Origin of the sequence: Leucobacter allii (assembly GCF_022919155.1) — a bacterium.
In the GTDB taxonomy this organism is placed as follows: domain Bacteria; phylum Actinomycetota; class Actinomycetes; order Actinomycetales; family Microbacteriaceae; genus Leucobacter; species Leucobacter allii.
In genome coordinates, this window is sequence record NZ_CP095045.1 from 974,905 (window position 1) to 997,940 (window position 23,036).

General features: G+C 67.5%; 33 protein-coding genes. 1 reads left to right on the forward strand and 32 read right to left on the reverse strand.

Features of this window, described 5'->3' with window-relative positions; genetic code table 11:
• Positions 1–245 precede the first annotated feature (245 nt).
• The 12 genes from MUN78_RS04415 to MUN78_RS04470 all read right to left on the reverse strand — a co-directional run bounded on the left by MUN78_RS04415 (position 246) and on the right by MUN78_RS04470 (position 8,629).
• Entirely contained in the window at positions 246–647 is a 402-nt protein-coding gene (locus tag MUN78_RS04415) for a hypothetical protein (protein WP_244729065.1), read from the reverse strand.
• Positions 648–860: 213 nt separating this feature from the next.
• Complete coding sequence (locus MUN78_RS04420; RefSeq protein WP_244729067.1) at positions 861–1,373, reverse strand: hypothetical protein; 513 nt, start codon at positions 1,371–1,373, stop codon at positions 861–863.
• A gap of 66 nt (positions 1,374–1,439) precedes the next feature.
• Positions 1,440–1,904, reverse strand: coding sequence for a hypothetical protein (locus tag MUN78_RS04425; RefSeq protein WP_244729069.1), 465 nt, complete (start codon positions 1,902–1,904; stop codon positions 1,440–1,442).
• Complete coding sequence (locus MUN78_RS04430) at positions 1,901–2,248, reverse strand: minor capsid protein (RefSeq protein ID WP_244729071.1); 348 nt, start codon at positions 2,246–2,248, stop codon at positions 1,901–1,903. Before MUN78_RS04430 ends, MUN78_RS04425 begins: the two co-directional genes overlap by 4 nt.
• Positions 2,245–2,568 carry a hypothetical protein gene (locus MUN78_RS04435; RefSeq protein ID WP_244729072.1) on the reverse strand — a complete coding sequence of 108 codons (324 nt, stop codon included), beginning with the start codon at positions 2,566–2,568 and terminating at the stop codon, positions 2,245–2,247. Before MUN78_RS04435 ends, MUN78_RS04430 begins: the two co-directional genes overlap by 4 nt.
• Positions 2,569–2,605: 37 nt before the next feature.
• A complete protein-coding gene (locus MUN78_RS04440) occupies positions 2,606–3,004 on the reverse strand; it encodes a head-tail connector protein (RefSeq protein WP_244729074.1) in 399 nt (132 codons plus the stop codon).
• A 9-nt stretch (positions 3,005–3,013) separates the two neighbouring features.
• Positions 3,014–3,229: a hypothetical protein gene (locus MUN78_RS04445; RefSeq protein WP_244729076.1), complete on the reverse strand. Its 216-nt coding sequence runs from the start codon at positions 3,227–3,229 to the stop codon at positions 3,014–3,016.
• Entirely contained in the window at positions 3,229–3,540 is a 312-nt protein-coding gene (locus tag MUN78_RS04450; protein WP_244729078.1) for a hypothetical protein, read from the reverse strand. Before MUN78_RS04450 ends, MUN78_RS04445 begins: the two co-directional genes overlap by 1 nt.
• A gap of 76 nt (positions 3,541–3,616) precedes the next feature.
• Positions 3,617–4,624, reverse strand: coding sequence for a major capsid protein (locus MUN78_RS04455; protein WP_244729079.1), 1,008 nt, complete (start codon positions 4,622–4,624; stop codon positions 3,617–3,619).
• A 21-nt stretch (positions 4,625–4,645) separates the two neighbouring features.
• The gene (locus tag MUN78_RS04460) at positions 4,646–5,029 is read right to left on the reverse strand and encodes a hypothetical protein (protein ID WP_244729081.1); all 384 of its coding nucleotides are present in this window, start codon (positions 5,027–5,029) and stop codon (positions 4,646–4,648) included.
• Positions 5,030–5,473: 444 nt separating this feature from the next.
• The gene (locus tag MUN78_RS04465; RefSeq protein ID WP_244729083.1) at positions 5,474–7,006 is read right to left on the reverse strand and encodes a phage minor capsid protein; all 1,533 of its coding nucleotides are present in this window, start codon (positions 7,004–7,006) and stop codon (positions 5,474–5,476) included.
• A gap of 63 nt (positions 7,007–7,069) precedes the next feature.
• Positions 7,070–8,629, reverse strand: coding sequence for a phage portal protein (locus tag MUN78_RS04470; RefSeq protein ID WP_244729085.1), 1,560 nt, complete (start codon positions 8,627–8,629; stop codon positions 7,070–7,072).
• A 31-nt stretch (positions 8,630–8,660) separates the two neighbouring features.
• Here MUN78_RS04470 and MUN78_RS04475 point away from each other — a divergent pair, with 31 nt between their 5' ends.
• Positions 8,661–9,059: a hypothetical protein gene (locus MUN78_RS04475; protein WP_244729086.1), complete on the forward strand. Its 399-nt coding sequence runs from the start codon at positions 8,661–8,663 to the stop codon at positions 9,057–9,059.
• 5 nt (positions 9,060–9,064) lie between these two features.
• On the opposite strand, the gene MUN78_RS04480 is transcribed toward MUN78_RS04475, so the two are convergent.
• The 20 genes from MUN78_RS04480 to MUN78_RS04575 all read right to left on the reverse strand — a co-directional run bounded on the left by MUN78_RS04480 (position 9,065) and on the right by MUN78_RS04575 (position 23,033).
• The gene (locus MUN78_RS04480) at positions 9,065–10,354 is read right to left on the reverse strand and encodes a PBSX family phage terminase large subunit (RefSeq protein WP_244729088.1); all 1,290 of its coding nucleotides are present in this window, start codon (positions 10,352–10,354) and stop codon (positions 9,065–9,067) included.
• 14 nt (positions 10,355–10,368) lie between these two features.
• A complete protein-coding gene (locus MUN78_RS04485; RefSeq protein ID WP_244729090.1) occupies positions 10,369–10,845 on the reverse strand; it encodes a helix-turn-helix domain-containing protein in 477 nt (158 codons plus the stop codon).
• A gap of 215 nt (positions 10,846–11,060) precedes the next feature.
• On the reverse strand, positions 11,061–11,297 hold the full coding sequence (locus MUN78_RS04490; RefSeq protein ID WP_244729092.1) for a hypothetical protein: 237 nt from the start codon (positions 11,295–11,297) through the stop codon (positions 11,061–11,063).
• On the reverse strand, positions 11,294–11,917 hold the full coding sequence (locus MUN78_RS04495) for a hypothetical protein (RefSeq protein ID WP_244729094.1): 624 nt from the start codon (positions 11,915–11,917) through the stop codon (positions 11,294–11,296). The genes MUN78_RS04490 and MUN78_RS04495 overlap by 4 nt, the downstream gene beginning before the upstream one ends.
• 445 nt (positions 11,918–12,362) lie before the next feature.
• Positions 12,363–13,388, reverse strand: a complete 1,026-nt coding sequence (locus MUN78_RS04500; RefSeq protein WP_244729096.1) for a hypothetical protein — start codon at positions 13,386–13,388, stop codon at positions 12,363–12,365.
• Between the two features lie 177 nt (positions 13,389–13,565).
• A complete protein-coding gene (locus MUN78_RS04505; protein ID WP_244729097.1) occupies positions 13,566–14,009 on the reverse strand; it encodes a hypothetical protein in 444 nt (147 codons plus the stop codon).
• Positions 14,006–14,881: a WDGH domain-containing protein gene (locus MUN78_RS04510; protein ID WP_244729099.1), complete on the reverse strand. Its 876-nt coding sequence runs from the start codon at positions 14,879–14,881 to the stop codon at positions 14,006–14,008. The genes MUN78_RS04505 and MUN78_RS04510 overlap by 4 nt, the downstream gene beginning before the upstream one ends.
• The gene (locus tag MUN78_RS04515; protein ID WP_488153896.1) at positions 14,878–15,324 is read right to left on the reverse strand and encodes an ASCH domain-containing protein; all 447 of its coding nucleotides are present in this window, start codon (positions 15,322–15,324) and stop codon (positions 14,878–14,880) included. Before MUN78_RS04515 ends, MUN78_RS04510 begins: the two co-directional genes overlap by 4 nt.
• Positions 15,325–15,329: 5 nt before the next feature.
• The gene (locus MUN78_RS04520; protein WP_244729103.1) at positions 15,330–15,794 is read right to left on the reverse strand and encodes a hypothetical protein; all 465 of its coding nucleotides are present in this window, start codon (positions 15,792–15,794) and stop codon (positions 15,330–15,332) included.
• A gap of 160 nt (positions 15,795–15,954) precedes the next feature.
• Complete coding sequence (locus MUN78_RS04525; protein ID WP_244729105.1) at positions 15,955–16,200, reverse strand: hypothetical protein; 246 nt, start codon at positions 16,198–16,200, stop codon at positions 15,955–15,957.
• A 135-nt stretch (positions 16,201–16,335) separates the two neighbouring features.
• Positions 16,336–16,878 carry a single-stranded DNA-binding protein gene (gene ssb / locus MUN78_RS04530; RefSeq protein ID WP_244729107.1) on the reverse strand — a complete coding sequence of 181 codons (543 nt, stop codon included), beginning with the start codon at positions 16,876–16,878 and terminating at the stop codon, positions 16,336–16,338.
• A gap of 3 nt (positions 16,879–16,881) precedes the next feature.
• Positions 16,882–18,192: a replicative DNA helicase gene (locus tag MUN78_RS04535; RefSeq protein ID WP_244729108.1), complete on the reverse strand. Its 1,311-nt coding sequence runs from the start codon at positions 18,190–18,192 to the stop codon at positions 16,882–16,884.
• Entirely contained in the window at positions 18,189–18,536 is a 348-nt protein-coding gene (locus MUN78_RS04540; protein ID WP_244729110.1) for a hypothetical protein, read from the reverse strand. Before MUN78_RS04540 ends, MUN78_RS04535 begins: the two co-directional genes overlap by 4 nt.
• Positions 18,520–19,233, reverse strand: a complete 714-nt coding sequence (locus MUN78_RS04545) for a hypothetical protein (RefSeq protein ID WP_244729112.1) — start codon at positions 19,231–19,233, stop codon at positions 18,520–18,522. Before MUN78_RS04545 ends, MUN78_RS04540 begins: the two co-directional genes overlap by 17 nt.
• Before the next feature lie 367 nt (positions 19,234–19,600).
• On the reverse strand, positions 19,601–19,780 hold the full coding sequence (locus MUN78_RS04550) for a hypothetical protein (protein WP_244729113.1): 180 nt from the start codon (positions 19,778–19,780) through the stop codon (positions 19,601–19,603).
• Positions 19,780–20,226 carry a hypothetical protein gene (locus MUN78_RS04555; RefSeq protein WP_244729115.1) on the reverse strand — a complete coding sequence of 149 codons (447 nt, stop codon included), beginning with the start codon at positions 20,224–20,226 and terminating at the stop codon, positions 19,780–19,782. Before MUN78_RS04555 ends, MUN78_RS04550 begins: the two co-directional genes overlap by 1 nt.
• Positions 20,223–21,104, reverse strand: a complete 882-nt coding sequence (gene bet, locus MUN78_RS04560; protein ID WP_244729117.1) for a phage recombination protein Bet — start codon at positions 21,102–21,104, stop codon at positions 20,223–20,225. The genes MUN78_RS04555 and bet overlap by 4 nt, the downstream gene beginning before the upstream one ends.
• Positions 21,101–22,126 (reverse strand): YqaJ viral recombinase family protein, encoded by a 1,026-nt coding sequence (locus tag MUN78_RS04565; RefSeq protein WP_244729119.1) that lies wholly within the window; start codon positions 22,124–22,126, stop codon positions 21,101–21,103. Before MUN78_RS04565 ends, bet begins: the two co-directional genes overlap by 4 nt.
• Positions 22,123–22,449, reverse strand: coding sequence for a hypothetical protein (locus MUN78_RS04570; RefSeq protein ID WP_244729121.1), 327 nt, complete (start codon positions 22,447–22,449; stop codon positions 22,123–22,125). Before MUN78_RS04570 ends, MUN78_RS04565 begins: the two co-directional genes overlap by 4 nt.
• Positions 22,449–23,033: a hypothetical protein gene (locus MUN78_RS04575; RefSeq protein WP_244729123.1), complete on the reverse strand. Its 585-nt coding sequence runs from the start codon at positions 23,031–23,033 to the stop codon at positions 22,449–22,451. The genes MUN78_RS04570 and MUN78_RS04575 overlap by 1 nt, the downstream gene beginning before the upstream one ends.
• Positions 23,034–23,036: the final 3 nt, after the last annotated feature.

A 23,036-nucleotide genomic window follows, 5' to 3' on the forward strand; every position in this document is an offset into this window, starting at 1 on the left:
GGTCTCCTTGTCTCGGCGCTGACGCGCGAATGTGGCGCCGGTCAGCGAGTCGGGAATAGCGAAGAGCGCGAGGATCACGTCTCTGAGATCACGCCAGGGGCGCTGGAGCAGCTGTTCCTCGTCTTGACCAAGTGCGGGATAGAAACGTAGAAGGTCTGGGATGACGTACGCGCGCCAATGCTCGAGCGCATGCGCCCACAAGTCGCGTGCGTCGACCCCGCCACCCTCGGTTGCACCAGAGCCGATCAGTCGGAGGTACTCCCGGTACCAGTCGGGATAGTCGTAGGCGCCGAAGAAGCCGTCACCGAGCTCAGTGCCCGGTCGGCCCCATTGAGCAAGGTCATCAGCACTTCGTATGCGGCTCCCTGCCCGCAAGATCGCATCACGCGTCCGAGGGCTTTTGGGTAACCACCCGCCTCGTCGAGGAGGTCGTGCACGGCGTCGAGTGAGCCTCCATGCACATTCCAGAGAATCGCGGCTTGAGCGAGTTCCTGCTGCTGGGCAGCACGGAGCTTGTTGAAGCGAGTTCGACGGATCCGGCCGGTGACTCCTGAGAAGCCGACGCTGAGGCGGGTGAGGCGCTCCGTGTCCGTGGCTTCGCGTTCGGGGCCGTGCTGCTGCTTCGTGAGGCCGAGGGTAATTCCCATCAGGATGTCGAGGGCCTCGCGACCCTGCTTGCCGTTCAGTGGGGGACCGCGAAGGTACCTGCTTCGCCGAAGTCTATGACGAGGTACCGTCCGTGCTCTCTGGCAGTGGTGGGCATGGTCGTGCTCCTTGAAAGTCTGTGGGTCGTGCACGGGAGAACCTCGGGGGTGCGGCACGACCAGGCGCACCCCCGAGGGGATTGATGCCCCGTCTGGTTACGGGGTGTCGGCGAGGGCCGGGTTCGGCACGATCTTGCGATCGCCCTTCGACGTGAGCGTGAAGGACAGGAACTCGGTATCGGCGTTGCCGGTGTTCTTCCGCTGGAAGGACACCTCGGCGGTGAACTCCCACGAGAGCTCCTCGATCCACTCGTGGTAGACGCGCGCCTTCAGGACCTTCTTCGTCGGGTCGCCGCCCTCGAGGTTCGCCTGCGCGGCCGCGATGAGCAGACCGAGGTAGGGGGCGACCTTCCCCTCGCTGTTCTTCACCACCTTCGCGTCGTAGCCGACGGTGAAGGTCTCACCGATGACGCTCGTGTCGTCCTGACCACGGTTCGCGTACGTGCTGCCGTCGGTCGTCTTCGGGGCCGGGTTGGGCTGCAGCGCGGTGATGTCCGGGCAGTTGAGGAACGCGGGCTCGCCGGTGACGGGGATCGACGCGACGTCGAGGTGCCACTCGTAGCTGTTGCCGTTGATGCCCGGGGTGGGCGGGGCAGGGGTGAAAGGCATGATTCTCCTTCGGGTATGAGAAAAGCCCCCAGCGGATGCCAGGGGCTTGGGTCGGGTGGGACTGGGTCAGTCGCCGGGGAAGCGGTTTCCGCGGAACTCGAAGTTCTGCGTGGTCTCGAGCGCCTCCGTCGTGTTCGGCTCTCCCCATGTGGTGGAGCCGAGCTGCCGAACGCGGTCGAACCAGATGCCGCCGATCTGCAGATTCGTGAGGTCTGGGAAGACGGCGCGAATGTCGTCGAGCCAGTCGCGCACCTCGAGGGCGCCCATCTGGGGATGGCGTGCGCGGATCTGGATGCGGGTCCGCTCGATGTTGAGGATCCCCGCCTGCGGCATGTACGGGGTGATCACGCACGTCGCGAGCGTCTCGGCCCCGCGCCCCGTCGGCGAGTGGTCGAAGTAGATGCCGCGCACATCGGCCGGGTACGGGACGGTGTCGTGGTCGGGGTCGTAGACAGCGAGGCCTGCAGCGTCGATGCGCTCGGCGATGCCCACCATGAGACGGCCGGTGTAGCGGCGGGGTGTGTAGGTCACGGCAGCCCCTTCCCGAGACGCGCCGCGATCGCCTGCATGAGGTCGTCGCGGTGGTCTTCGAGTGGCTGCTCGAGGTACTTCGCCTGCCCGTCGTCGTGGCGCCAGTCGAGCTCTTCGTGCTGCCGGGCCGCATACGGTGTGTCGTAGGAGACGTGCGCTTCGAGGTTCCCGGGCGTCGCCGGCGTCACCTGCGCCGAACCTCGAAGGTCACCTTGATCTTTCGGAGCGAGCGGCACCGAGTAGCCGCGCAGCAGCTCGGCGCCGTGGTTAAGCGCTTCGGCGGCGTTGCCCTGCAGCATGGCCGAGACGATGTCACCGTGCCATTCGCCGTTCGTGCTGATCATCGGAGCCTCACCTCCAGCAGGTCGGCGATGTCGGGATGCTCGTAGCGATCGCACCGGATCACATGCACGACGCGCTCGTCGGCAGTGCCAGCGCGAACCGTCACCCGCGTCTCGGGTGCGGGGAGATCGCCGGTCGCCGCCCGTTCGAGGTAGATGGTCGTTGATGCGACCACCTCGGCGTCGTACTGGTCGCGCACGAGCTCGTCGGAGTCGACGATCAGCGCCCGCTCAATCGTCGCGGGCGGTCCGAAGATGCGCCGGTTCGCGGCACCACCGAGGTACGGCTCCACCACCACGAGACCGCGGTGCGGGAGCAGCACGCTCAGAGCAGCCTCGAGACGGCGCCGTGACAGCCGCCTACCCATCGGTGATGCTCCCCGGGATGAGGCCTGCGAGCCGGAGGTAGCGGAGCGCCTTCGGTGCGTAGCGCGGGAGCGGCTTCGGGTTCGGCCCGGACGAGAACGCACCACCGAAGCTGACCGGTCCGAGCTTGATCGACTCACCCTGGTTCAGGGCTTCGAGCTCATCCCCGTATTCGGCGCGGTACTCGGCCTGCGCGCACGTCGCATCACGCAGGGCCTCGATCACGGGGGCCTCGGTCGGGTTGCCGTCATGGTCGACGCAGTAGATCGCGGTGAAGAGCATCTCGTCGACCTCGAGCGATGCGTCGCGGAGGAGACGAGCCGCACCCGCAGGCGCGGGCTCCGGGTCCAGATAGGCCGTCAGCTCGGCCTCGGTCGCGTAGGTGCGGCTCATCTCAGCTCCTCACTTCCGGCGACTGCGCGCGGGCTTCTCGGTGTCGTCAGCCGGGGCAGGCTCCTCCGCAGCGGGATCCGCTGGGATCGGGGTGACTCCCGTGGCCTCGAAGAGTTGCCGCGTTGCCGGACCTGGGTCGATGTCGGCCGAGACGCCGTCGATGAACGCGACGCCACCGAGCACGACGCGACCAGGCGCGCCGGCTGGGTGCCGGTAGCGGGTCATCAGGCCGGCTCCTTGCCCTCGTCGCCCTTGCCGCCGTCGTTCTTCTCGGCGGCGGCCTTGTGCTCAGCGATGCGGGCCTTGAGCTCGTCGACCTTGCCGGCATCGTCGAGCCCGAGCGCCTTGGCCTCGGCCTGCAGCTTCTCCTTCGGCGACGGCTCCTTGCCCTCGTCGCCAGCGCCGATCTCGTAGCCGTGGCGCTCGAAGTACGCGAGCGCGGCAGGGTCTTCGGTCTCGCCGACGCCGTCCGCGAACGTGACGCCCGCGACCTTGCCGGTGTAGCCCTTCACGGGCGTCTGCACCTTGGGTGCCATGATGGTTCCCTCCTCAGGGGTAATTGGGGGCGTGCGGGCCGCACAGAGCATGCACGGCCCGCACGCGCGGGGTGGGTCAGCGGACCTTGACGTTCCGCAGGACCGCGGCGGCCTTCGTGGCGCGGAGCTCGACCGCGACCGGGCCCATCTCCACCTCGTAGCGCTTGAGGGCGCCCGAGGTCGTGTCGTTCGGCGGCAGGTAGGCCTGCGCGAGCTGCCCGCCGATCGTGGAGACACCGCAGAAGCCATCGAGGGCGACGCGGTAGGCGTAGAGATCCGTCAGACCGGTGACGGAGTCCGCGCCGACGGTACGGGTGCCGACGGGGATGATCTCGTCGGTCGAGCCCGCCTTCTGGCCCGCATCGGCGAACACGATGTTCCCGTACTGCTCGCGTTCGATCGGGCGGCCGTCCTGCCCGAGCAGCCCCTCGACGGGGTTGCGGGTGTACATGCCGGCGCGGCGGGCGGCAGCACGCACGCGGGCGAGCGAGAACCGGTTGCCGAGGATCAGCGTCGGGGCTCCGTCGAGGCTCGCGAGGAACTCGTCGATCAGGTCGAGCGCCTTGTGCTCGGCACGCGCGTTGGTGTCGAAGTCGGTCCAGTCCGTGACCGTCGTGAGGCCGAGCTCGGTGGACGACCCGGTGAGGGCCTTGTCGAGCCCGTCGAACGCGTTGGAATCGGCCGCTCGGTCGCCGTTGATCACGAGGTCAGCGAACTTCGCGTTCGCGGCCTTGATCTTCTGCTCCATGTTGAGCGCGACGTTGCTCGACGCGGCGGGGCCGATACGTCGGGTGACGCGGTCCACGGAGAACGAGCCACCGAAAACGGCGAGCTCGGTCGTGAACAGCTCGGTCTCGACGTTCTGGTCGGTGTACTCGGTGTTCACCGCACGAGTGGCGGCGGTCGCCTGGGTCTTGAGGCGACGGTAGGAGTGGGCGAGGGTGTCGCCCCCACCGGCGGGGTTGACGACGTCGTCGAAGATCAGCGAGTCCGGCACGGCGCCGGTCTTGCGGAACTCGTCGATGACGGTGACGTCGACGTCGGTGGTGGCGTTGTTCTTGGACTCTGCGAGCGAAACAGCCATGAGGGCGTGCTCCTTTCGTGGTTAGTCGCTCATGGCGGCCGCGAGGGCGCCGGCGAGCGTGGTGGGCTTGGTGGTCGTTCCGCCGGCGGGGGTGCCGCCGGAAGTGTTGGGGAGCGCGGGCGCCGCGGGGCCGGCGGCGTAGGCCGGGTTGTCCTTCACGAACGACTCGACCGCGGCGCCGAGCGCGGCCTGATCGGTGAGGTCGACGTCCTTCACCGCGGCCTGGAACTTCGCGCTATCGAGCAGCAGGGCGGCATTCGCCTTCTCGCCGGCGGCCGCCGTGATCGCCGACGTTCGGGCGTGCTCCGCGATCTGCGCGCGCGCCTCGTCCCGCTCGGCCTGCATCGCCGCGAGCGCAGCCTGCGCGTCAGCAGCAGCCTTCCCAGCTGCGTCGGCATCGCTCATGAGCTTCTGCACCTGCTCTGGCGTGAAGCCCTGCACGACCGGGGGTGCCTGCGGTGCCGGTGCAGCCGGGGAGCCTGGCCGCCGTTCTGGGCGGCGTAGAACGCGGCCACCTGGCCCGGGTTCGGGGCGGGCGGGTTCGCCGCTCCTGCAGCACCGGCATTCGCGTTCTCGGCACCGCCAGCGGCGGGAGGGGCGGATCCGTCACCGTCAGCGAAGCGGATGCCGCGCAGGGCGTGCGGGGGCCGGCCGATCGACCAGCCGATGGCGACGGGGTCGCCGTGGCGCTGAAACGGGGTGGTGTTGGACATGGTCGTGCCTCCTCAGGCAACGTCGGGCCCGAGGTCGGGCATGGGAACCTCGCTCAATTAAGGCGAGGCTGGTATCCTGTGATTGAAAGCCAGCAGGCAGTGCCCAGGTCGCACAGCCCAGCTGGCTTTCCTTATGTCACCGCTCAAGGAACGTGACCGAACCGTCGTGGCCGATCACGATGACGTGCGTGAGCTTCCGCTCCGACGAGAGCCGCCGGCGAACCTGCTCAATCGAGTGCGCGTCATCGAGAGTTGACCGGCGCAGATCGAGGACGAGCCTGTTGCTCTGCTTCCTCGCCCGAGCCATTTGATGGTCGACGGTGTTCTTGCCGCCGCCGAGTGGTGCCTTGAACTCCCAGATGACGCCGTCCATGACGACGTCCGGGTTCTTCACATTGTGACCGTGGGCGAGAGGCCGGAACGACACGTTGTACCCGAGCTCCTGCATGCGTGCCGCAGTGCTCAGCTCGTGCGCACCAACGTCCAGGCCCTCGGGGATGAACAACGATCCTGGCCGGCGCACCGAAGTCGTCGTCGGCGCGGTGCGACCACGAGGGTTCCGATCGCCACCGTCCGCGAACGGGAGCTGCTCGCGGTACTCGCGGCGGATGATCCCGGTCTCCTCGACGTGCTCGCGCAGAGCGGCCTGCGCTTCGCCGATCTCCATGGGATCGCCGTCGCGCTTCGCCTGCCGCACGTCCCGCTCGAGCGCGCGCAGCTTCTCCCGGTCGGCCTTCTTCTGCGGGTCGTGCGTCGAGTACTGCGTCGGATCCGGACCGCCCGGGAGGCCAGGCACGAGCGTGCAGCGGCAGTTGGGGTGTCCCCACCCGCTCGCGCGCATCTGGTCGAGCGTCGCATCGACGTGGATCGTCGTCGGCTCCCCGGTGATCGCATGCGGCACGACGATGTCGCCGATGGGGCCGCCATCAGTGACGATCTTTCCCTGCCAGGCACCGCACTTTGAGCAGGCCGATGAGCCGATCACGGGCGTGAACGTCGTGATGCCGGCCGCGGTCATGGATGCGACGGACTGGTCTCGCCAGGCGCGCGCAGCGGCGCTCCGTGTTGCCATCTCGGAGTAGGCGCCGATTGTCCACCGGCGGCCGCCCTTGTCGGTGAAGCCCGTGATGCCCTCGGCGATGTACTCGTCGAGGATGCGACGGTGGAGCGCCCGCGACGTCGTCATCCCCGTGAGCAGGGATCCGACGTGCTTGGACGTCATCGCCTGGTAGGCGTCGACAGGTGCGCGCAGAATCCGGGCGTTCAGGGCGCGCAGGCTGTCGCGCAGGTCGAGCTCGACCGCGGCCACAGCGTAGGCGCCGCCGGCGGTGAGCGACGTCACCTTCGAGACGCCGCGCGCTGCGTAGGCGGGGAAGTCGAGGAGGGCGCGGGAGATCTCCGCCGACGCCCCCGACGCCGCCTCCTCGGTCGCCCACTTCGCGAGCTTTTCCGGGTCGACCTGCAGTACCAAGCGCTCGGCCTGTTCCCGCAGTTCCTGAATCGCAGGGTAGCGGGCGATCGTGTCGGCCGGGGTGTCGAGGTGCTGGTCGGCGAGCCGCTCGAGCGTCGCACGCAGCGCGTCCTCAATGCGGCGGTAGCGTTCCGCGATCGCGTGTCCGATGTCGTCGATCCACGCGGCGGGGGAGTCGCCGGGCCACTGCTCGACCATGGTGTTGGTCCTCTCGTCTCAGGGTTGCAAGGTGAGAGAGGGCCAGCACGTGGCAGATGTGCGCTACTCCTCGGGTTCGTCGTCGACGCGGTCGATGCCGAACGGATCCGGGGGCCGCTGTGCATCCTTGACCTTCTGGATGCGTGCGACCTCCTCGGCGATCGCATCGTCCTCCCAGTCGGGGTTCGCACGCCGCACCGCGGTCTCCGTGCTGATCGCCTCGGCCACCTTGAGCAGCCCGATCGTCTCCGCCTCAACCTTCGGATCGGTACGGGAGATGTCCGGGAAGACGACGTTCAGGTCGTACCGGCCGCCGCCCTTGCCCGGGAAGAGGATCCCGTCGAGCTCAAGCGCGACAGACCCCATGCGGGAGAGCACCATCCGGTCGTAGAGGTTCTTCTTCGACCGGGACGTTTCGGTGCGATGCTCGCGCTGCTGGATCTCCGTCGCAGTCGCCTGCGATCCGCTCCTGTCGCCGAGCCCCCACGCGGACGGAGAGAAGCCAGCCTTGTGGAGGATCTGCAGCATCACCTTGTCGAGGGTGTCGGAGTGCTCCTGCACGCGGATCTGGAACTGGTTCGGGGTGAGGTCCATGCCGTCGCCAACACTGCCGGGCACCTGCAGGCCGACGAACATCTCCTGGAACAGGTCGAACGACGCCCCGGCGCCGGGCCCGTTCGATCGTAGGTACGCCTCGGGGACGATGAGACGGCCGGCGCCGAGCTTGAGGTCCCGCATCCAGGACGACCATGTTTCGTCCGCGTTGTCGAACAGCGGGGGAAGCTGGTTGAAGTCGGATCTGCCGGCATCCTTGAGGGCTGCCTGCTTTCGCCAGGCCAGCGCGGGAGCGTTCGGCAGGTAGCCGGCAGTGAGCCGATCGATCTGCGTGGGGATGCGCGACTCCCCGTCGATGAGGGCAGCGTAGGGCTCCGTCTCGGGACGCTCCTGCAGCGGGACTCGGGTGCCGAGGTTCGTCTTCGTGCCCCGGTAGAGCGCGTGCTCGATGTAGCCCGTGGCGTGGTGCTCGAGATGCCGCCAGTACACGTGCGTGCCGTCCGAGTACTCCGACCACAGCGTGACCTCGACGAGGCGGCCATGCCGGAAGACTGGGACGACGGTGTCTGCGGCGGCGTAGTCGAGCCAGACATGGTCCTCGAGCTCGACGTCCCAGCGGGGGATGATGACCGTGGCGCCGAGCGCGGACTTGATCTCTCCCATCGAGTTGAGCATCGCGTGGTGTGCGTCGCCGTTGAGGATGTCGTCGAGGCGGGCCTGCGCGAGCTCGGTGACCTGCTCCTGACCGTCAGCGAAGTCCGTGACGGGCGGATCCGAGTACTGCAGGTCGGAGGCGAGCGTCGCGAGGTCCGCAGCGAGCGGCAGATGCACGCGCGTCCGGTGCTCACCCGCCGGGACGGGGCGACCCCACATGAAGCGAGACGCGGCGCCCACGAGCCCGCCCCTGAGCGGCTGCCCGCGCCGGGTGTGCGTGGCCTGCTCGCCTCGGTAGAGCTTCTGCAAGGTGGTCGTGTCGCCGGTGAGCCAGGCGTCGTTCTCCTCGTACTGGGCGTACGCCGGCTGCCAGGCCTTCGGCGGCCAGGGAGAGTTCGCGGCAGGCATCGGCATGAGTAGGTACCTCCCGGTAATGTGAACGACTATGGAAATTGAATGGGGTGCCGTGGCGACGGTTGCCGGCGCCGTGCTCGTGTTCATTTCGACTGTGTGGGGGCTGCGGAAGGACGATCGCCCCATGCGGAAGCTCGAACGTCTTGTCGCACTCAGAAAAGAGCTGCGCGCAGGTTCTGAAGCGGCGCTGGCTGTCGAGAAGGCAATCGATGTTCTAGCCGCGAGAGTCAGGGACCAGGCCTACCCGATAGGTAAGGAACGTGTCTATGCCCTGATAGCCGCATGTGCTGCGTATGCAGCCGGCGCGTTAATGCTGTTCACAAGTCTGAAGGAAGACGGGCCTGGTAAATGGTTCGGTCTTGGTACGTTGGTTCTCGGGGTCATTACCTACATTGCGGGCATGTCCGCGCCTGCGCGGGATAGACGATAGCCCGATTAGGCGGCGAGCGAGTAGACCTCGTTCTGCCATTGCCCGATCGTCGACCGGATCGCATACCGTGCAGCGTCGAGGGCGTGATCGTCGCGCTTCACCACGGCATCCTCGCCGTCCTCGGATGCCTTCTCGTCCCACTCGTACTCGGTGACTTCGGCGAGGAACGTCTCGCACCGGTCCGAGACGATGAGCTTGCCTTGTGCGAGCAGGTTTGAGATGTTCGCGATGCCCTCGAGGACGCTGTTGTCGGCCGCCCACGGGGTGAGTTGGTCCGAGTGCAGCTGCGCCCGCATCGACGCCGCTGAGGGGTCGAGGAACACGTACTCGGGTGCGGGGATGTAGACGCCGTCGGGGGCGTGCTTGCCGGCAAGCCAGGCACGGAACCGCTTCGAGAGCTCGACGTCCGGAAGAGTCTCGCCGTGGTGCTCGGCGCTGGAGTAATGCCACTCGTCGATGAGGATGAGGCGCGGCTGCGCTTCGTCGGTGAGCCCGAGCATGAGCGCCGCGGTGGTGTTCGTGGTGCCATAGTCCATGCCCACGGCGAGGGTGCGTCGGATCGGCGGGAGTTCAGTGTGCGGGATGAGGTGACGGTCTTCGTCCCACATCGAGTAGACGGCGCCGGCGGCGTTGGTCCACTGGCCCTCGATGAAGCGGAGGTAGAAGACGCCCGCGTAGGAGGCTTTCATCTCCGCCTTGAACTGGTCGGAGAGGGACGGGTTGTCGTCCATCGTGAACGCGAAGTGGATGAGGTTCTTCTCGCGCGCCTTGAGGATCCACGACTTTCTGAGCCAGTGGTTCTTGCTGCCGGGGTTCGTGGTCGCGAGGAGGCGGGCGCCGTCGACGGAGAGGCGGGTGACGAGCATGTCCCAGAACGCTTCGGGGATGATCGTTGCCTCGTCGACGTACGCGAGCGACACTGTCAAGCCGCGGATCTTCGTCTCGCTCGAGGCGTCGTTGGCGCCATAGAGGTGGACGGTGCGGCCCAGGATCGTCGCGGTCTTCGCGCCGGGCGTGTACTTGATGTACTTCGTGAGCGCCCCGAAGATCTCCGGGTTCGTCAGCAGCGAGAAGAGATTGCCATTGATCGTGTCGAGAGTGCGCCCCACGATGATGATCACACCCGTCTTCGGGGCGCGGAGCACCGCGAACAGGAACGCGAACAGCGAGATGAACGTCTTGCCCGAGCGCACCGCGCCCGACCAGAGCGCGATCTTCGCCTTCGTGCAGTCCGCCACGCTGAGAAGCTGCGCACGAGACATGATCGAGGTGAGGCCGGCCATAGCGTCCAACACGGCCTCCCCTCGAGCTACTCGGAGTCGGCCGAGGTCTCCGGCTGCCTGAGCGCCTCCGCTGCGGCGAGGATGCCCGCCTCGAGCGACTGCACCACCGACTGTGCACCCGACACGTCCGGATCCTTCTCCACGATCCGGGTGAGCTTGTCGAACGTGATGCCAGCCGTCGTCACCGCGTTGCGCACGACCTCAACAGGCGGCTTCTTGAGCAGATGCTCCGAGTACGTGTTGTCGCGGCCACCGAAGCTGTACACGAGGTACTCGCCGTCGAGACTGTCGAGCAGCTGCTCAGCACGCGCAGCCATCTTCTCCGCGAGCCGCGTACGAGCCGCCGCGAGATCGATCGTGTGCGCGGCGACTGCCTCAGCCGTGCGAGTGCGGTCGAAGCGGAGGCCGTCCTGCTTCGCCCACCGGGAGACGGTCGACTGCGAGACCCCGAGCTTCTTCGCGATCGCGTTCGCAGAGAGCCCCGCAGCGTGGAGCTTCTTCACCTGTGCACGTTTCGGGTGGATTGATCCGCGCCGCTCCGTCACGTGTGCCTCCTCGGTGTTGTGAGGCGGCGTTGGGGGGCCGGGCACGCGCGAGCTGTGGAGCTCCTGGCCCGCGCGTGCCGCGGTTCGGAAGGAATGAGCAAGGGCCGGGACTCGACGTGTTGTCGTGTTCCGGCCCACTTGCTCAACACTCACAGTAGGGGTGGCCCCCTTTGCTACAGCAAGTCCTCTGCGCTTATCGGCGTGTCGGACTTGATTCCGCGGTTTCTGAGGTCCCGCTCACGGGACTCTCGCCACCATGTGAGGAGTGCTTCGTGTTCGACGATGCGGCGCCCGTGCTCGTCCCACGTCATGCGGAGGCCGCGGCGCCGCCACTTCCGTATGGTGTCGACGTGCCTGCCGACGCGGGCGGATGCCTGCCGGTAGGTGTAGAACGGGCGGTCGGTGATCATCTGTGTTCGGTGTCCCATCGTGCGCCGCAGGTGTCGCAGCGGATCGCGTGGAGGCCGTCGGGGCCCCAGATCGGGTACAGGGTGTACTCGCCGCAGCCGGTCGCCGGGCAGGGTCTCGGCCGGTACGCCTTGAACTTCGCTTCTGCCCTGGGGTAGCGGCCGCGCATCTCCCTGATGACCCGGACGAGGTCGGTGGGGGAGTCTCCGAGTTCGCCGGCGGCGGTGCGGTGTTCGATCTCGCGGGAGATGCTGCGCAGCCACAGGATGATCTCGGAAGCGAGGGTGAACGCATCCGAGGGGGTGCCGAGGGGGAGGCCTTGGGGTTCGTCCCGTCCCGTCCACATGCGCTCACGGAGCGCGCGCGGTGAGGCGCCGCCGACCTTCTCCGCGATCTCACGGCCGAATATGATCAGGGTGGCGTAGAGCAGGTCGGCGTCGTCGGCGGGGTCGACGCGGTAGGGGAGTCGTGCTTTCTCGCTGCTCCCGGACACGACCACGGCGCTGGTGTCCTGTGCTGCGATCGTGGACTCGGCGAGCTCGCGCATGTGGGCCAGCTGGAACGGGACCGGGTCGAGGTGCCAGCGAAACCACTCACCCCAAGTGCGTTCGACCGTGCTCATTCTCGACCTGCTTTCGAGTGGACCCGTGTGACGCTACGGTGGGGAGCATGACAACATGGATTGCGCTTGGCGGACCGCAACACCTCACTCAGGGAGGGGACGCTGATCAGGTTCCCGACGGCTATGTATTCGAGGGCCCTGGATCGGGTTACAGCCCCGTGTACCCGTCCGGCACGCGAGACGCTGACGCTGTATACCGATGGCAAGCAGACCTCGACTACATTCGCGATGGGAATACGATTATTGCCCATCTGCAGAATGGCGACTACGCGGCAAGGGAGGACCTTGCTCGTCTCCTCACGCTCGGGTCTGGCGCAGCGATCGAGTACTTGAAGTATGGGATCAGTACCATTTCGGTTGAGCCGACTTCGGAGCCTGCTGCAGCCGCGCGCGAGAGCATTGATCTCTACCGCGAGAGAGATCTCATCTGAGGTGATCTTCAGCTTCATCCTTGCTTCTCCTTACGCTCAGGCACCACACGAGCACAGGGGAAGTTCATCTTGTTGCACGGAGGCTGCCGACCACCTCGCAGCCACTCGGCCAGTCGGTGCTTGATGAACCAGGCGACGAACACCTCGCTCGGTTCCTCGCCTTCCCACTCGGCGAGCGCGGCGTTGATCACCTCGGCGAGTTTCGCTTCGTCCACCTCTACCGGGGCAGCGAGAGACGTAGCCGCCCACTCGACGCCTTGCACGAATGCCCGCCGTTTCAGGTCCGCGGGGTCGAACTCCGCGCCGTTACACATCGCTCGCAGCCCGCGCTTGTACCGCTCTGCTTCCACACGGGCCTTTGCTATCAGCTCCTCGCGGTCGGGGGACGGGGCGGGCGAGGCCTCGGCACGCCACATGCGCAGAACCTCCTCGGCCGCCTCACGCTGCCGTTCCCGCAGGAACTCACGCTGATCCTCCGACATGGCGTGATAGCCCTGGTAGGGGCTGTCTGCTTTCGGGTTCACCGACCGGCAGTGGTAGTAGGCGAGCGTGTCCATGAGCCGTGAGAGGAGATCATGGCCACCGATCACGCCGTGCTCCCACTCCGGCTCCTGCGGGGCGACACCAGCAGCAGCGCGGCGATGCTGCACGACGGCGAGCATGTCGTGCGCATGCTCCTCGATGTCGTTGGTTTCCCACGCCCCGTACTCGTGGTCGATGTCCTCCGAGTAGGGCCGCTCCTCTGTGGGGGCAGGGCGCGTGGCGACACCAGCAGCAGAAGCGACCGCCACGAGCCCGTTCAGCAGCGCCCGCAGATCGAACTCCGGGTCATCCCGGGGCACGAGGTAGTGGGTCTCGAAGATATCGAGCAACTGCTCCTCGGTGGGGGCACCCGCGAGCAGACCGTGAGCTTGGAGTGCTGCGACAGCGATCACGGCGTCCTCATGGTCCTGTGGCTCCGGGATCTTGTACTCGGGCTCCCGTGCCGCGGTGAATGCCTCCGCCACGATCTGCTCCGGGGTTTCAGGTGTGGTCGTCATTTCCAAACCTCTCTCATGTCTTGGTCAGCGTATGGATCGTCTGGAAGTGGGGCGAACGGCTCCATGTCGGGCCGTCCTGAGTCGTACTGAGCCCACCAATGACCCGAATCCGCTCGACAGGCTCCGGCGTGACCCGATGGGCGAACGCAACAACTCCCTCCGAGCTGGTTTGCGCACTCACTCGCCATCGCTCTCACCCCCTACCGGCAGCGGCCCGGGAGTGTAGAGCAGCCGCACCCGCCGATTGTTCGAGAAGACCGGAGGCCAGTCGCGGTCCTCGACGCGCTGGAACCCGCCATCGGTCGACTGCCACTCGTGCCGAGGGCTCCTGAACTGCCAATCAGGCTCGCCACCGAAGCGCTGCCACACGCGCTGCTCGTAAGCACCGAACACTGCGGGGTCCGTCTCCGTCATCACGACGCTTCCGACAGGCAGGGCCTGGACCTCAGCGGGCGAAAGGAACGGATCGAACGCCTCCTGGGCGACGGGCTCGGGTGCAGCAGCGCGAGCGAGCGCGGCCTGTAGTCGCCGAATCTCCATGACCAGCTCGTATCCGAGCTCACCTTCACGGAAAGGGCCGAACGAGCGGCCATTGAACACGACCGTCGCGATATCAGTCATCGTCCACCCCTCACAATCTCAGCGGCACGGCGGAGGCCGCGCAGGTATGCGGCGCCCTCTCTGTCCCACTCCTCGGGCTCCGGTCCGCACTTCACGACCTCGGCTTCGGTCTCCCCGGCGATGTCACGCCCAAGAGTCGGGACTAGGCAAAGGCCGTAGTCGTACAGCTCCTCGATCAGGCGATCCGCTTCGTGGCGGTGACGAGTCCATCGCTCGATGCCAGCGACCACTTCTTCCAGCGTTGCCGCCTTAGAGCGCATCTCGATTGCACACAGCGCCTTCGCAAGGCCGTCCCGCTCGCCTGTTACCGTTGCCGCATGATCCTCGGACTCGGCAGCGATGCCAGCACCGTGCTCGGGGCAGTCCGGCTCCGGTTCGAGCATCAGTTCGAAGTACCCGCCACCGCGATCCTCTGAGTACGCCGAGCACTTGCACTCGGCCTGACGCTCCTCGGCATCATGGTGCTCGTCCGATGGATCGGCGGACGCAGACACTGAGAGGGCTCGACGGAGGCGATCGGCAGCATCCGCCGGCGAGTGACCGTCGTATTTCGGCGGCAAATCCACCTCCGGGACGTTGAAGAGATCCCAGTTCGCCGCGCGGTAGTGGTTCGAAACCTGCCCGGTCGGGAGCGTCGCGGTGACGATGAACCATCCGCCGCCGAAGCACAGCTCTCCGTCGCTGTGCCGCCATGACTTCACGACGTCGATGCCCGCTTCGAGCCACCCGTTCGCGGAGTGGGCGTTGTACAGCATGCGGTAGTCGTAGAGCTCGTCGAACGTGTGATGCCCGTCCGAAGTGCTACCACTGACGACGGCTTGGATCTGTTCCTCGGTCGCGCCACCCTGAACGGGGGCCTGCTGGTTCGTCATCGGGAATCTCCGATCAGCGCGAGAACCCGCGCGGTAGTGGTTTCATCGAGTCGGCGGAGACCGAGCGCACCCTTGAACGGGACCAGTGAGGCAAGCGGGCGGGGGTTCTCGAGCACCAGATGGTGCGCGTCCGCCTCTGCCCAGCTCGAGCAGAACGCATACCCCTGGAACGTCATCTCTGCGCATTCGCTGGCAGTGTGCACGTCGACGAGGTCGACGACGCCGAGGATCGCCCCGAAGACGATCTCCGTCGGTGTATCGGTGCCGTGCAGCTGCTTGTGGAGACGCGCCGCGGCGTTGCCTTTCTCGAAGTTGGCCATGCCTGCGTGGATCGCGACCAGGCCGCGGTAGTCACCCGCGATGTTCCGCACCCGGTTCTCCACGTCTTTGCCGCCGTGGATGATGGCCCATGCCCACGGCTGCCGGACCGTGAGGATCCGCATCTCGGTCACGAGCGGCCTCCATCCAGCATCAGGCGGCCCGGCATGCCGGTCGCGATCATGGCGTCGACCTGCGAGCCGGTCTCCTCGAAGACGGTGCTGCCGCTCGGCAGCACCGTATGGGCGAAGAACTCCTGCTCGAACGTCGCGATGCCCGACTCGATCGCTTCGAGCTTCGCCTTGACCACCAGCGCGAGCGCGCGCCACCGCTGGCGAGTCGCCTGCTCGTAGGCCGCCTCCCTCGCCGACGCCGTGCGCACGCCCCTCGAGTGGTGGGTGAACTCGCGCGCCTCAGGGTCCGGGAGCGGGATCGTGAAGCGCACCTGCCGACCCGCGGCCTGGAACGCGATCCGCGCGGCACCGGGCTCAGTCATGTAGGCGAAGTGCGTCGCGCCGTAACGGCTGAGGGTCTTCTCGATCTCGCCTCGGGACCGGTCGCTCGTCACGTCCGTCTTCGCTGCGTAGGTACTCATCGTGTGTGTTCCTCTCGGATCTTGCTGGCGAGCTCGTCAGCACGGAACGCAGCCAGGCAGTTCGGGCACGTATCGCCACTGAGCGGCGCGATCGGGTTCCTGGTGCTCCCGCAGTACGACGCCCGCCAGGACACCGGTGCTGCGAGGCACGTCACGCCTTTCACAGCACGACCTCGCCTTCGTCGGTCACTATGACGCCGTGCGTCAGACGCATGCCGCGGGCGGCCATGTCGGCGTCGATCGCGGCATCTGCCTCGTCCGCGGCGATCAGGAGCTCGCCGGCGAGGTCGCGTGCCTGCTGCGCGGTGTACTCGGTGAGCTTCTTCTGCTGCCGGAGCTCGACTCGCAGTTCGTCGCTGACCTCGACGGTCGCGATATCGATGATGATGGTGTCTCTGATGGCCACGATGGCCCTCCGTCCTGGTGGTGCGGGCAGAACATGCCCTGAATCGTGATGCCGCTGGGATTTGGCGGGCTTTCTGCCCATGACTCGGGGTCTTGAGTGCCAGCGGCGTTTCGTGCGCTCAGATCGCGGATTTCGTCAGAACGGCTGCTCGTCGTCGAAGCCGCCACCGGACGGCTCCCCGGACTGCTGCTGCGCGGCCGGGCTGCCCCACGCAGCCTGCCCCTGAGCGGCGCCGTACCCTCCGCCCTCGGTCTGCCCGTAGGTGGGCTGGCTGCCGGGCCCGGTCTTCGCATACCCGCCACCGGCCGGACCGCTGCCGGCCCGGGTCACTGCGGCGGTGGCGAAGCGGAGCGAGGGTCCGATCTCGTCCACCTCGAGGTCGAGGGAGGTGCGCTGCTGCCCCTGGTTGTCGGTGTAGCTGCGCTGCGTGAGACGGCCCTGCACGAGGACGCGCATGCCCTTCGTGAGGGTCGCGGCGATGTTGTCGGCGCTCTCCCCGTATGCGCGGCAGCCGAGCCACAGCGGCTCGCCGTCGGCCCAGTCGCCCGACTGGCGATCGCGGACGCGCGGGGTGGACGCGATGCGGAACGTCACCCACGGCTTGCCCGCCTGACTGACGCGCGCCTCGGGGTCTGCGACGAGATTCCCAACAACGGTGATCAACGGTTCTCCGGCCATGATCTATACCTCTTCCTGCTCGATGAGAGCGGTGGTTTCGTGTTCCTTCTGGACGATGCGCGCGAACTGCCCCTCGAAGCGGAGTGTTCGCGTCGCCGCCTCGCCCTGGCGGTTCTTCGCGACGATGAAGTCGACATCGCTGGTCTTCACGACGCGGCCGCCGATCTTCTTCTCGCCGCGGTGCATCAGCACCACGGCATCCGACGCGTGCTCAAGGCCCGCCGAGCCGCGCAGGTCCGAGACGATCGGGCGCGGGTTCGGCCGGTTCGTCATGTTGCGGTTGAGCTGCTCGAGGATCAGAACCGAGCAGCCGAGCTCCTTGGCGAGCTGCTTCCCCCCGTTCGCCCAGTCCTCGAGATCCTGCTGCCGAGACACAGACCCCGGCGGCGACTTCACGAGGCCGAGGTAGTCGATCACCAGCAGGCCGAGGTCGCCCTTGCGGTGCAGGGCGCGTGCGAAGCCGATGACGTCCTCCCATCGGGCGCCGGGACGGTCGAACACCTCGAGCGGGAGCGACTGCACGGCGGCTTCCGCATCCCGCACCGACGCCCACCCCTGCTCCGTGAGCTGGTGGTTCTGCAGCGCCGACTGGTGGATGCCCTGCATCATCGAGATCAGCCGTTTCAGGAGGTCCTTCTCGGTCATCTCGAGCGACACGTACCCGACCCGCTTCCCGAGCTCCGCGATGTGCAGGGCGAGCTGCAGGCCGAAGATCGACTTGCCGCCACCGGAGCGCGCGGCGACCGTGTAGAGGCTGCCGGGGCGGATGCCGCCGATCATCGCGTTCAGCGACGGCCACGGCGTCGGCGTGAACGGCGCCGTCGTGCTCATCTCCTCCACGAGGCCCGAGAACGCGGCCCCGATCGGACGCGACTGCCGCAGCGTCCCGTCCCGCAGGTCCGCGATGAGGCCCGCAGCCTTCTCCACGATGTCGCCCTCAGCATCCCCCGCAGCTGCGAGTGCCTGGATTCCCGTGGCGGCCTCGTGCAGCTTGCGGCGCTCACCGTGCCGGCGCACGATCTCCGCATACTGCATCGCCTGGTAGCCGCGCGCCTCGAGCCCGTTCACCTCATGCGTGTAGGCGTCGGTGAACTCGTGCGTCCGTCCCGCCGCGATCTTCCGATCGTTGACGGTGATCGGGGAGACGGTATCCCCACGGTCGGCGACGTCGCACATGATCGAGAACATGGCCGCGTTGCGGGGGACCGCGAAGTCCGTCTCGCGGATGATCTGCCGCACCTCCCAGACGCGGGACGGTTCGGCGAACACGGCGCAGAGCATGTACCCCTCGGTGAGGGGGTCGTACTCGATCACGGCAGGTCTCCGTCCTCGATGATCTGGATGATGTCGGCGGGCATCACGGGGTAGCGGGAGCGCGTGTAGTGGCGGGTGATCGCGATCCGCGCGTCCTCGAACGCGAATCCGAACGGGGCGAGGGCTTCCCACCATGCGGCGGCCTCGTACTCGCCCCGGTCGCGGCCGTCGAGCGCGGCCGCCCAGGCGAGGAGCCGGTAGCAGTCGCGTGCGTCCTGGATCAGGGGCCGCTCATCGGTCGGCCCGAGAGGCGACACGGGCTGCAGGGCCCGCACCCGGTCGCCCTCGGTGGTCGCGAACGCGGCACGCTGCGCATGGGTCAGTGGGTCAGGCGCCGAGCTCACGCTGCACCCCCTCCGCACCGAGGCCTCGGAGGCGGGCCTCCATGCGCTCCACTGCTGTCCCGCCGGGTGCAGCACGCTGGGGGAGCGGGCCGTTGTCCCACGCCTCAGCGTTCAGCCACGACGCCGGGTACTTCGTGAACGCCTGCACCCTGTTCGGGTCGTCGCGGTATGCGATCGCGGCAGCGACCAGTACCTCGTGGGAGGTCTTCTTGAGCGCGGTCCGATAGGCCGTTCGAGCGCGACCCTTGTCCTTCTTGAGCGGGTAGGCCTTCCACCAGTCCTCGAAGGAGTGCGCACTTTGCGCATGCGCAGATGCGCATGTATCTACCTCAGAACTATCTACCTCTATAAGAGGTACAGATGTCGCTTCCTGCACGGGGGCCCTGCACTCAGTGCCCACCCCCTGTGCAGCGTGTGCACGGGGGCGGTTCGAAAGGACGTACTCGCTCGAAAGGCGAGCGCCGCCGTCGCTGATCCGCTCGAGGCGTTCGACGACTCCGAGATTCTCGAGCTCCGTCAGGGCATATGACACCGAGCGAACTGAGCATCGAGCTTCAAGCGCGATCGTGGCCCGCGACGGAATGACGGCTTCGAGGCCACCTCGCGACGCCAGAGAGCCGAACACCATGATCGCGGTCGCGCTGACCTTTGGGTCGCGGATCATCCAGGTCGGGATCGCTGCGAATCCTTCTGCCATCTCTCTCATCTCCTTCCTGCTGTTGGTGGACGGTCCGTCTTCCCGCCCTCGTCGTCGAGCCACCACGACCGCCCCCCAAGATCCACGAACGGGATCTCGTTCTCGTGGCGGCGCTCATGCCGACTGATCGCCCACCCCGGCGGAGCCACCCCCTGATGCGCGACCCCATGGCACTCGCCCGTGTTGTGATTCCCGGCCCCGTCGAGGTGGAGCAGATTCGCGAGATTGTGCCGGCCACCCCTGGACAGGAACCGGCGGTGATGGATCTCCGTCGCCACCCGCCCACAGCCGGCCTCACAGAGACCGCCGGAGCGCTCCTCGAGCGCCCGAACCGTCTTCTCCGGCATGCGCCCGCTCTGTCGATTGCTCACGAGAACACCGCCGATTTCTCGACCCGGAACTCGTGCACCCCGGCCCACCGCATCCGATTCATCGCATGCAGCGCCTCCAGCGTGAGCAGCCCGTCCCGCGTCTTGCTCTCCACCCGCCACGGCTGCGGCTCCCCATCGACACGGACCACATCACCGGCATGAACCTCCTGCAGCATCACGGCCTCCTCGGACTCGAAGCCAACTGGTAGGTCGCGAGGACGAGCTTCGACTGCGTCTGCAGGCTCGACTTCCGTGAATCGACAAGATCCGCGAGCCCCTTCGCGTACCGGTAGGCAATCTGCGCCGCCGCTTCTTCTGCCCGTTCCGGCTCGGTTGCACGGTCCACCGCCGCGGTACGCTCCGCAGCGTTCTTGCCCTCCGCACTGACCTGCGCCCGCGACTTCGCCCGCAGCAGCACCTCGGACGCGTCCCCGCGCACCCGGTCGGCCTCCTTCACGATCCACAGCGCCTTATTCGCGACAGAATCGACGAGCTCGAGCTGGTGGATGATCTGGTCCGGGGTGCGGACCACGCCCGGGGCGGGCGGCTCGATCGCGATTTCCTTCCGCATCTTCGCCACCCACCCCTCAACCTCGGCAGCGGTATGCGGCTGCTCGCTCACGCCCCACCTCGCGCCAGAATCTCGGCCTTCGACTCGCGGAGAACCTGATCGAGCGTGAGGTCCTCGACGAGCACGGCGCGCAGGAGACCCGCAGCGCGCGCCTCACCATGGAGCTCGCGCAGACCGTTGATGCCCGCCTCCGCGTCGTCGTCCTGCAGGCACGCCTGGATTCGGTTCACCCAGTCAGCCCGGTCGAACTCCGGTGCCGCAGGGGTCTCCGGCGCCGGCTCGTCCATCAGCTCGCCCTGCACTGTCTCGGGCTCGGCGTCGGGCCGCGGCGCCGGCCGCGGAGCACGCTGCTGCGCGGGGCGCGGTGCCGCCTGATCCATCTCCTCGGAGCTGTACAGGCCGGACAGGTCCTGCGGGAACGCCTTCCGCAGGGCGAGCATCTCCGCACACTTCGCGAGCATGAGGGCAGGCATCTTCTGCCACATCGGCCCGCCCGCCGAGTACGCCTTGAAGGTAGCCACCGCGAACAACGGCTCACGGAACGATCGCCGATACACCCCGACCCGGGCGGCGGCCGGCGGCTTCGAATCGTCGAGCCACACGTCCACCCACGTCATGCCGTCGGCCGTCCACTGGGCGGACGTCTGACCCTCATACTCGCCCGAGCGCTCGGCGACGAGGCGGGCACCATCGATCGAGATCTGGATGCCCCACTTCCCGCCACGCTCGATCGCATAGATCTGGCGAGCGATTGGGTCGAGCCCGGTGCGCTGGCAGTGCGCGAGAAACGCCTCCACCGTTGCCCGCGGCGCAAGCTGCCGATTCTGCCCGCGCCCCGAGACGAGGCCGGCAGCCTCGACGAGCGCGGCCTCCTGTGGGGTCCACTGCGCCGGATCTCCCTGTGCGGGGAGTGCGAGTGCGGTACTCATGCCTTCTGCTCCTTCGTCTGCTTCCCAGCGGTCACGGTCGCCCGCGCCGCCGTCCCCTTCGTGACCACAGCCACGCTCTTCGTATGTGCGTCCGCGAGCTCGTCCCACGCGGCCTGCAGCTTCGCCACACGCTTGATCGCGCGCTGCAGCTGCGCGAACTCCTTCGGATGCGCCGCCTGTGCTGCCTCGAGGTCGACGACCTCCTCGACGGTCTCCGTACCCGGACGGGCCGGCGTGATCGTGACCCGAGCGAGCGGGGACTCCTGCGAGATCCCCAGATCGATGAGGGCCGCGTAGGACGACTTCTTGAGCGCCGCCCACTGCTTCTCCTCGTCCAGCGCGCGGAGGTAGTTAACCGCGTGCGTGTCGACTTCCTCGTTGAGGGCCGGTGCGACGTCGCTGTCCATCGCGGCGAGCACCATGTCAGCGACCTCGACGAGCTCGGCGATCATGCCCTCGTCACGCGGGAACCACTCCCGCGAGCGCGGCCCCGGCCGGAAATCGCCCGGATTGCCGAGGCGCTGCTCCACGTTCAGCCAGCACCCGGTCGCGCCGATGACGTAGCAGCACCACTGCATCTGCCACTCGTACCCGGCCGCATCGAGCGCGGGCGAGCCCTTCGGCAGCGGCTTGCCGGACGTCTTGATCTCGTCGAGCACGATGCCGCCGTCGAAGTCGACCGAAAGGCCGTCCGGGGACGCGAGGTGCCGCGAGTTGCCGGCGGCGTGGAATACTCGGGACTCCGGGACCACCCCGTACCCCGCGAGATCCGCGGCGATGACCGGCTCCCGCTCCTTCCCCCACTCCGTGTAGGCGTTGCCCGTGAACGAGTCGCCGTCGCGCTTCTGCCGGACGAGGTCCTGGATCGCGACTTGCCGGTTCGACGCGGTCATGATCTTCGCGAGCTCGGTCGCGGTCACACCCTGGCGCCGCTCGGCGAGCCACGCCTCCCGGTCCTGGTCCGACGCCCCGGCGCGGGCCTCGAGATCCGCGAGCGCCGGCTCCATGAACGTGGCGCTCACTCCTGATCACCACCCTCGACGATCTCGAGCTTCGGCTGCTCGATCTCGTCGATCGGGAGCGGCTCGTTCCCCGTGCGCTTCGCGTACCGGTCGCGGAGCAACTGCCGCACCGTGGCCGCGTCGTCCCCGTCCACCGGCTCGATCTGCTTGACCCGAACCGTCGCAGTGCGCTGGCCGTCGTTCATGTCCTCCACGACGGTGTGCCCGCTGACCACGACCACTGCGACGATGTCGGCGGGCTGGTGGCCCTTGAAGTGGGCTTCGTGATCCTGCAGGCCGTCGAGCTCTTCGTCGGGACGCTTGGACGTGTACTTGAGAACCATCAGTTCATTCCTTCCGTGGATGTTTCGGGCCACCGGACAGCGGCCACGGCCTGCACCCGCTGCGGGGTGGAGGGGTCGATGGGGGAGCCGAGATGACGGGCTCCCATGCGGGCGACGGCGAGCGCGTCCGCGATGTCAGAGTTCGTGATGTCGAGGTGAGGGAAGTCGGCCCGGGTCGCGGCGACGATCTCCGACTTCGACGGCCCCTTCCTCGGGTCCGCGACAGGGAAGTGGCCGGCGGCGTATTTCGCCCGGGTGCGGGGGAACGCTTGCGCGATCACGTGCCCGCGTCCGTGGAGTTCGGAGATGACCTGCCACCAGAGGCCGGCCCGCTCGTGCGGCTTCCCGAACCGCGACCCATGTGAGGGGGCCTCGACGACGACGAGCGACCGGTCAAGGGGGACGTGGCTGATGATCCCGCGGCGTGCGAGGCCGATGCGGGCGAGCACCTCCACGAGCGGAGCGTCCTTCGCTCCGGAGGTGCGAACCCGCTCGAGGCGGATAATGCCGGTGTCGAGCGACAGTGCCGCGACCCCGGTACTGGTGAGCGACAGGTCGAGTCCGACGACGTGGCGGATCTTCACCGG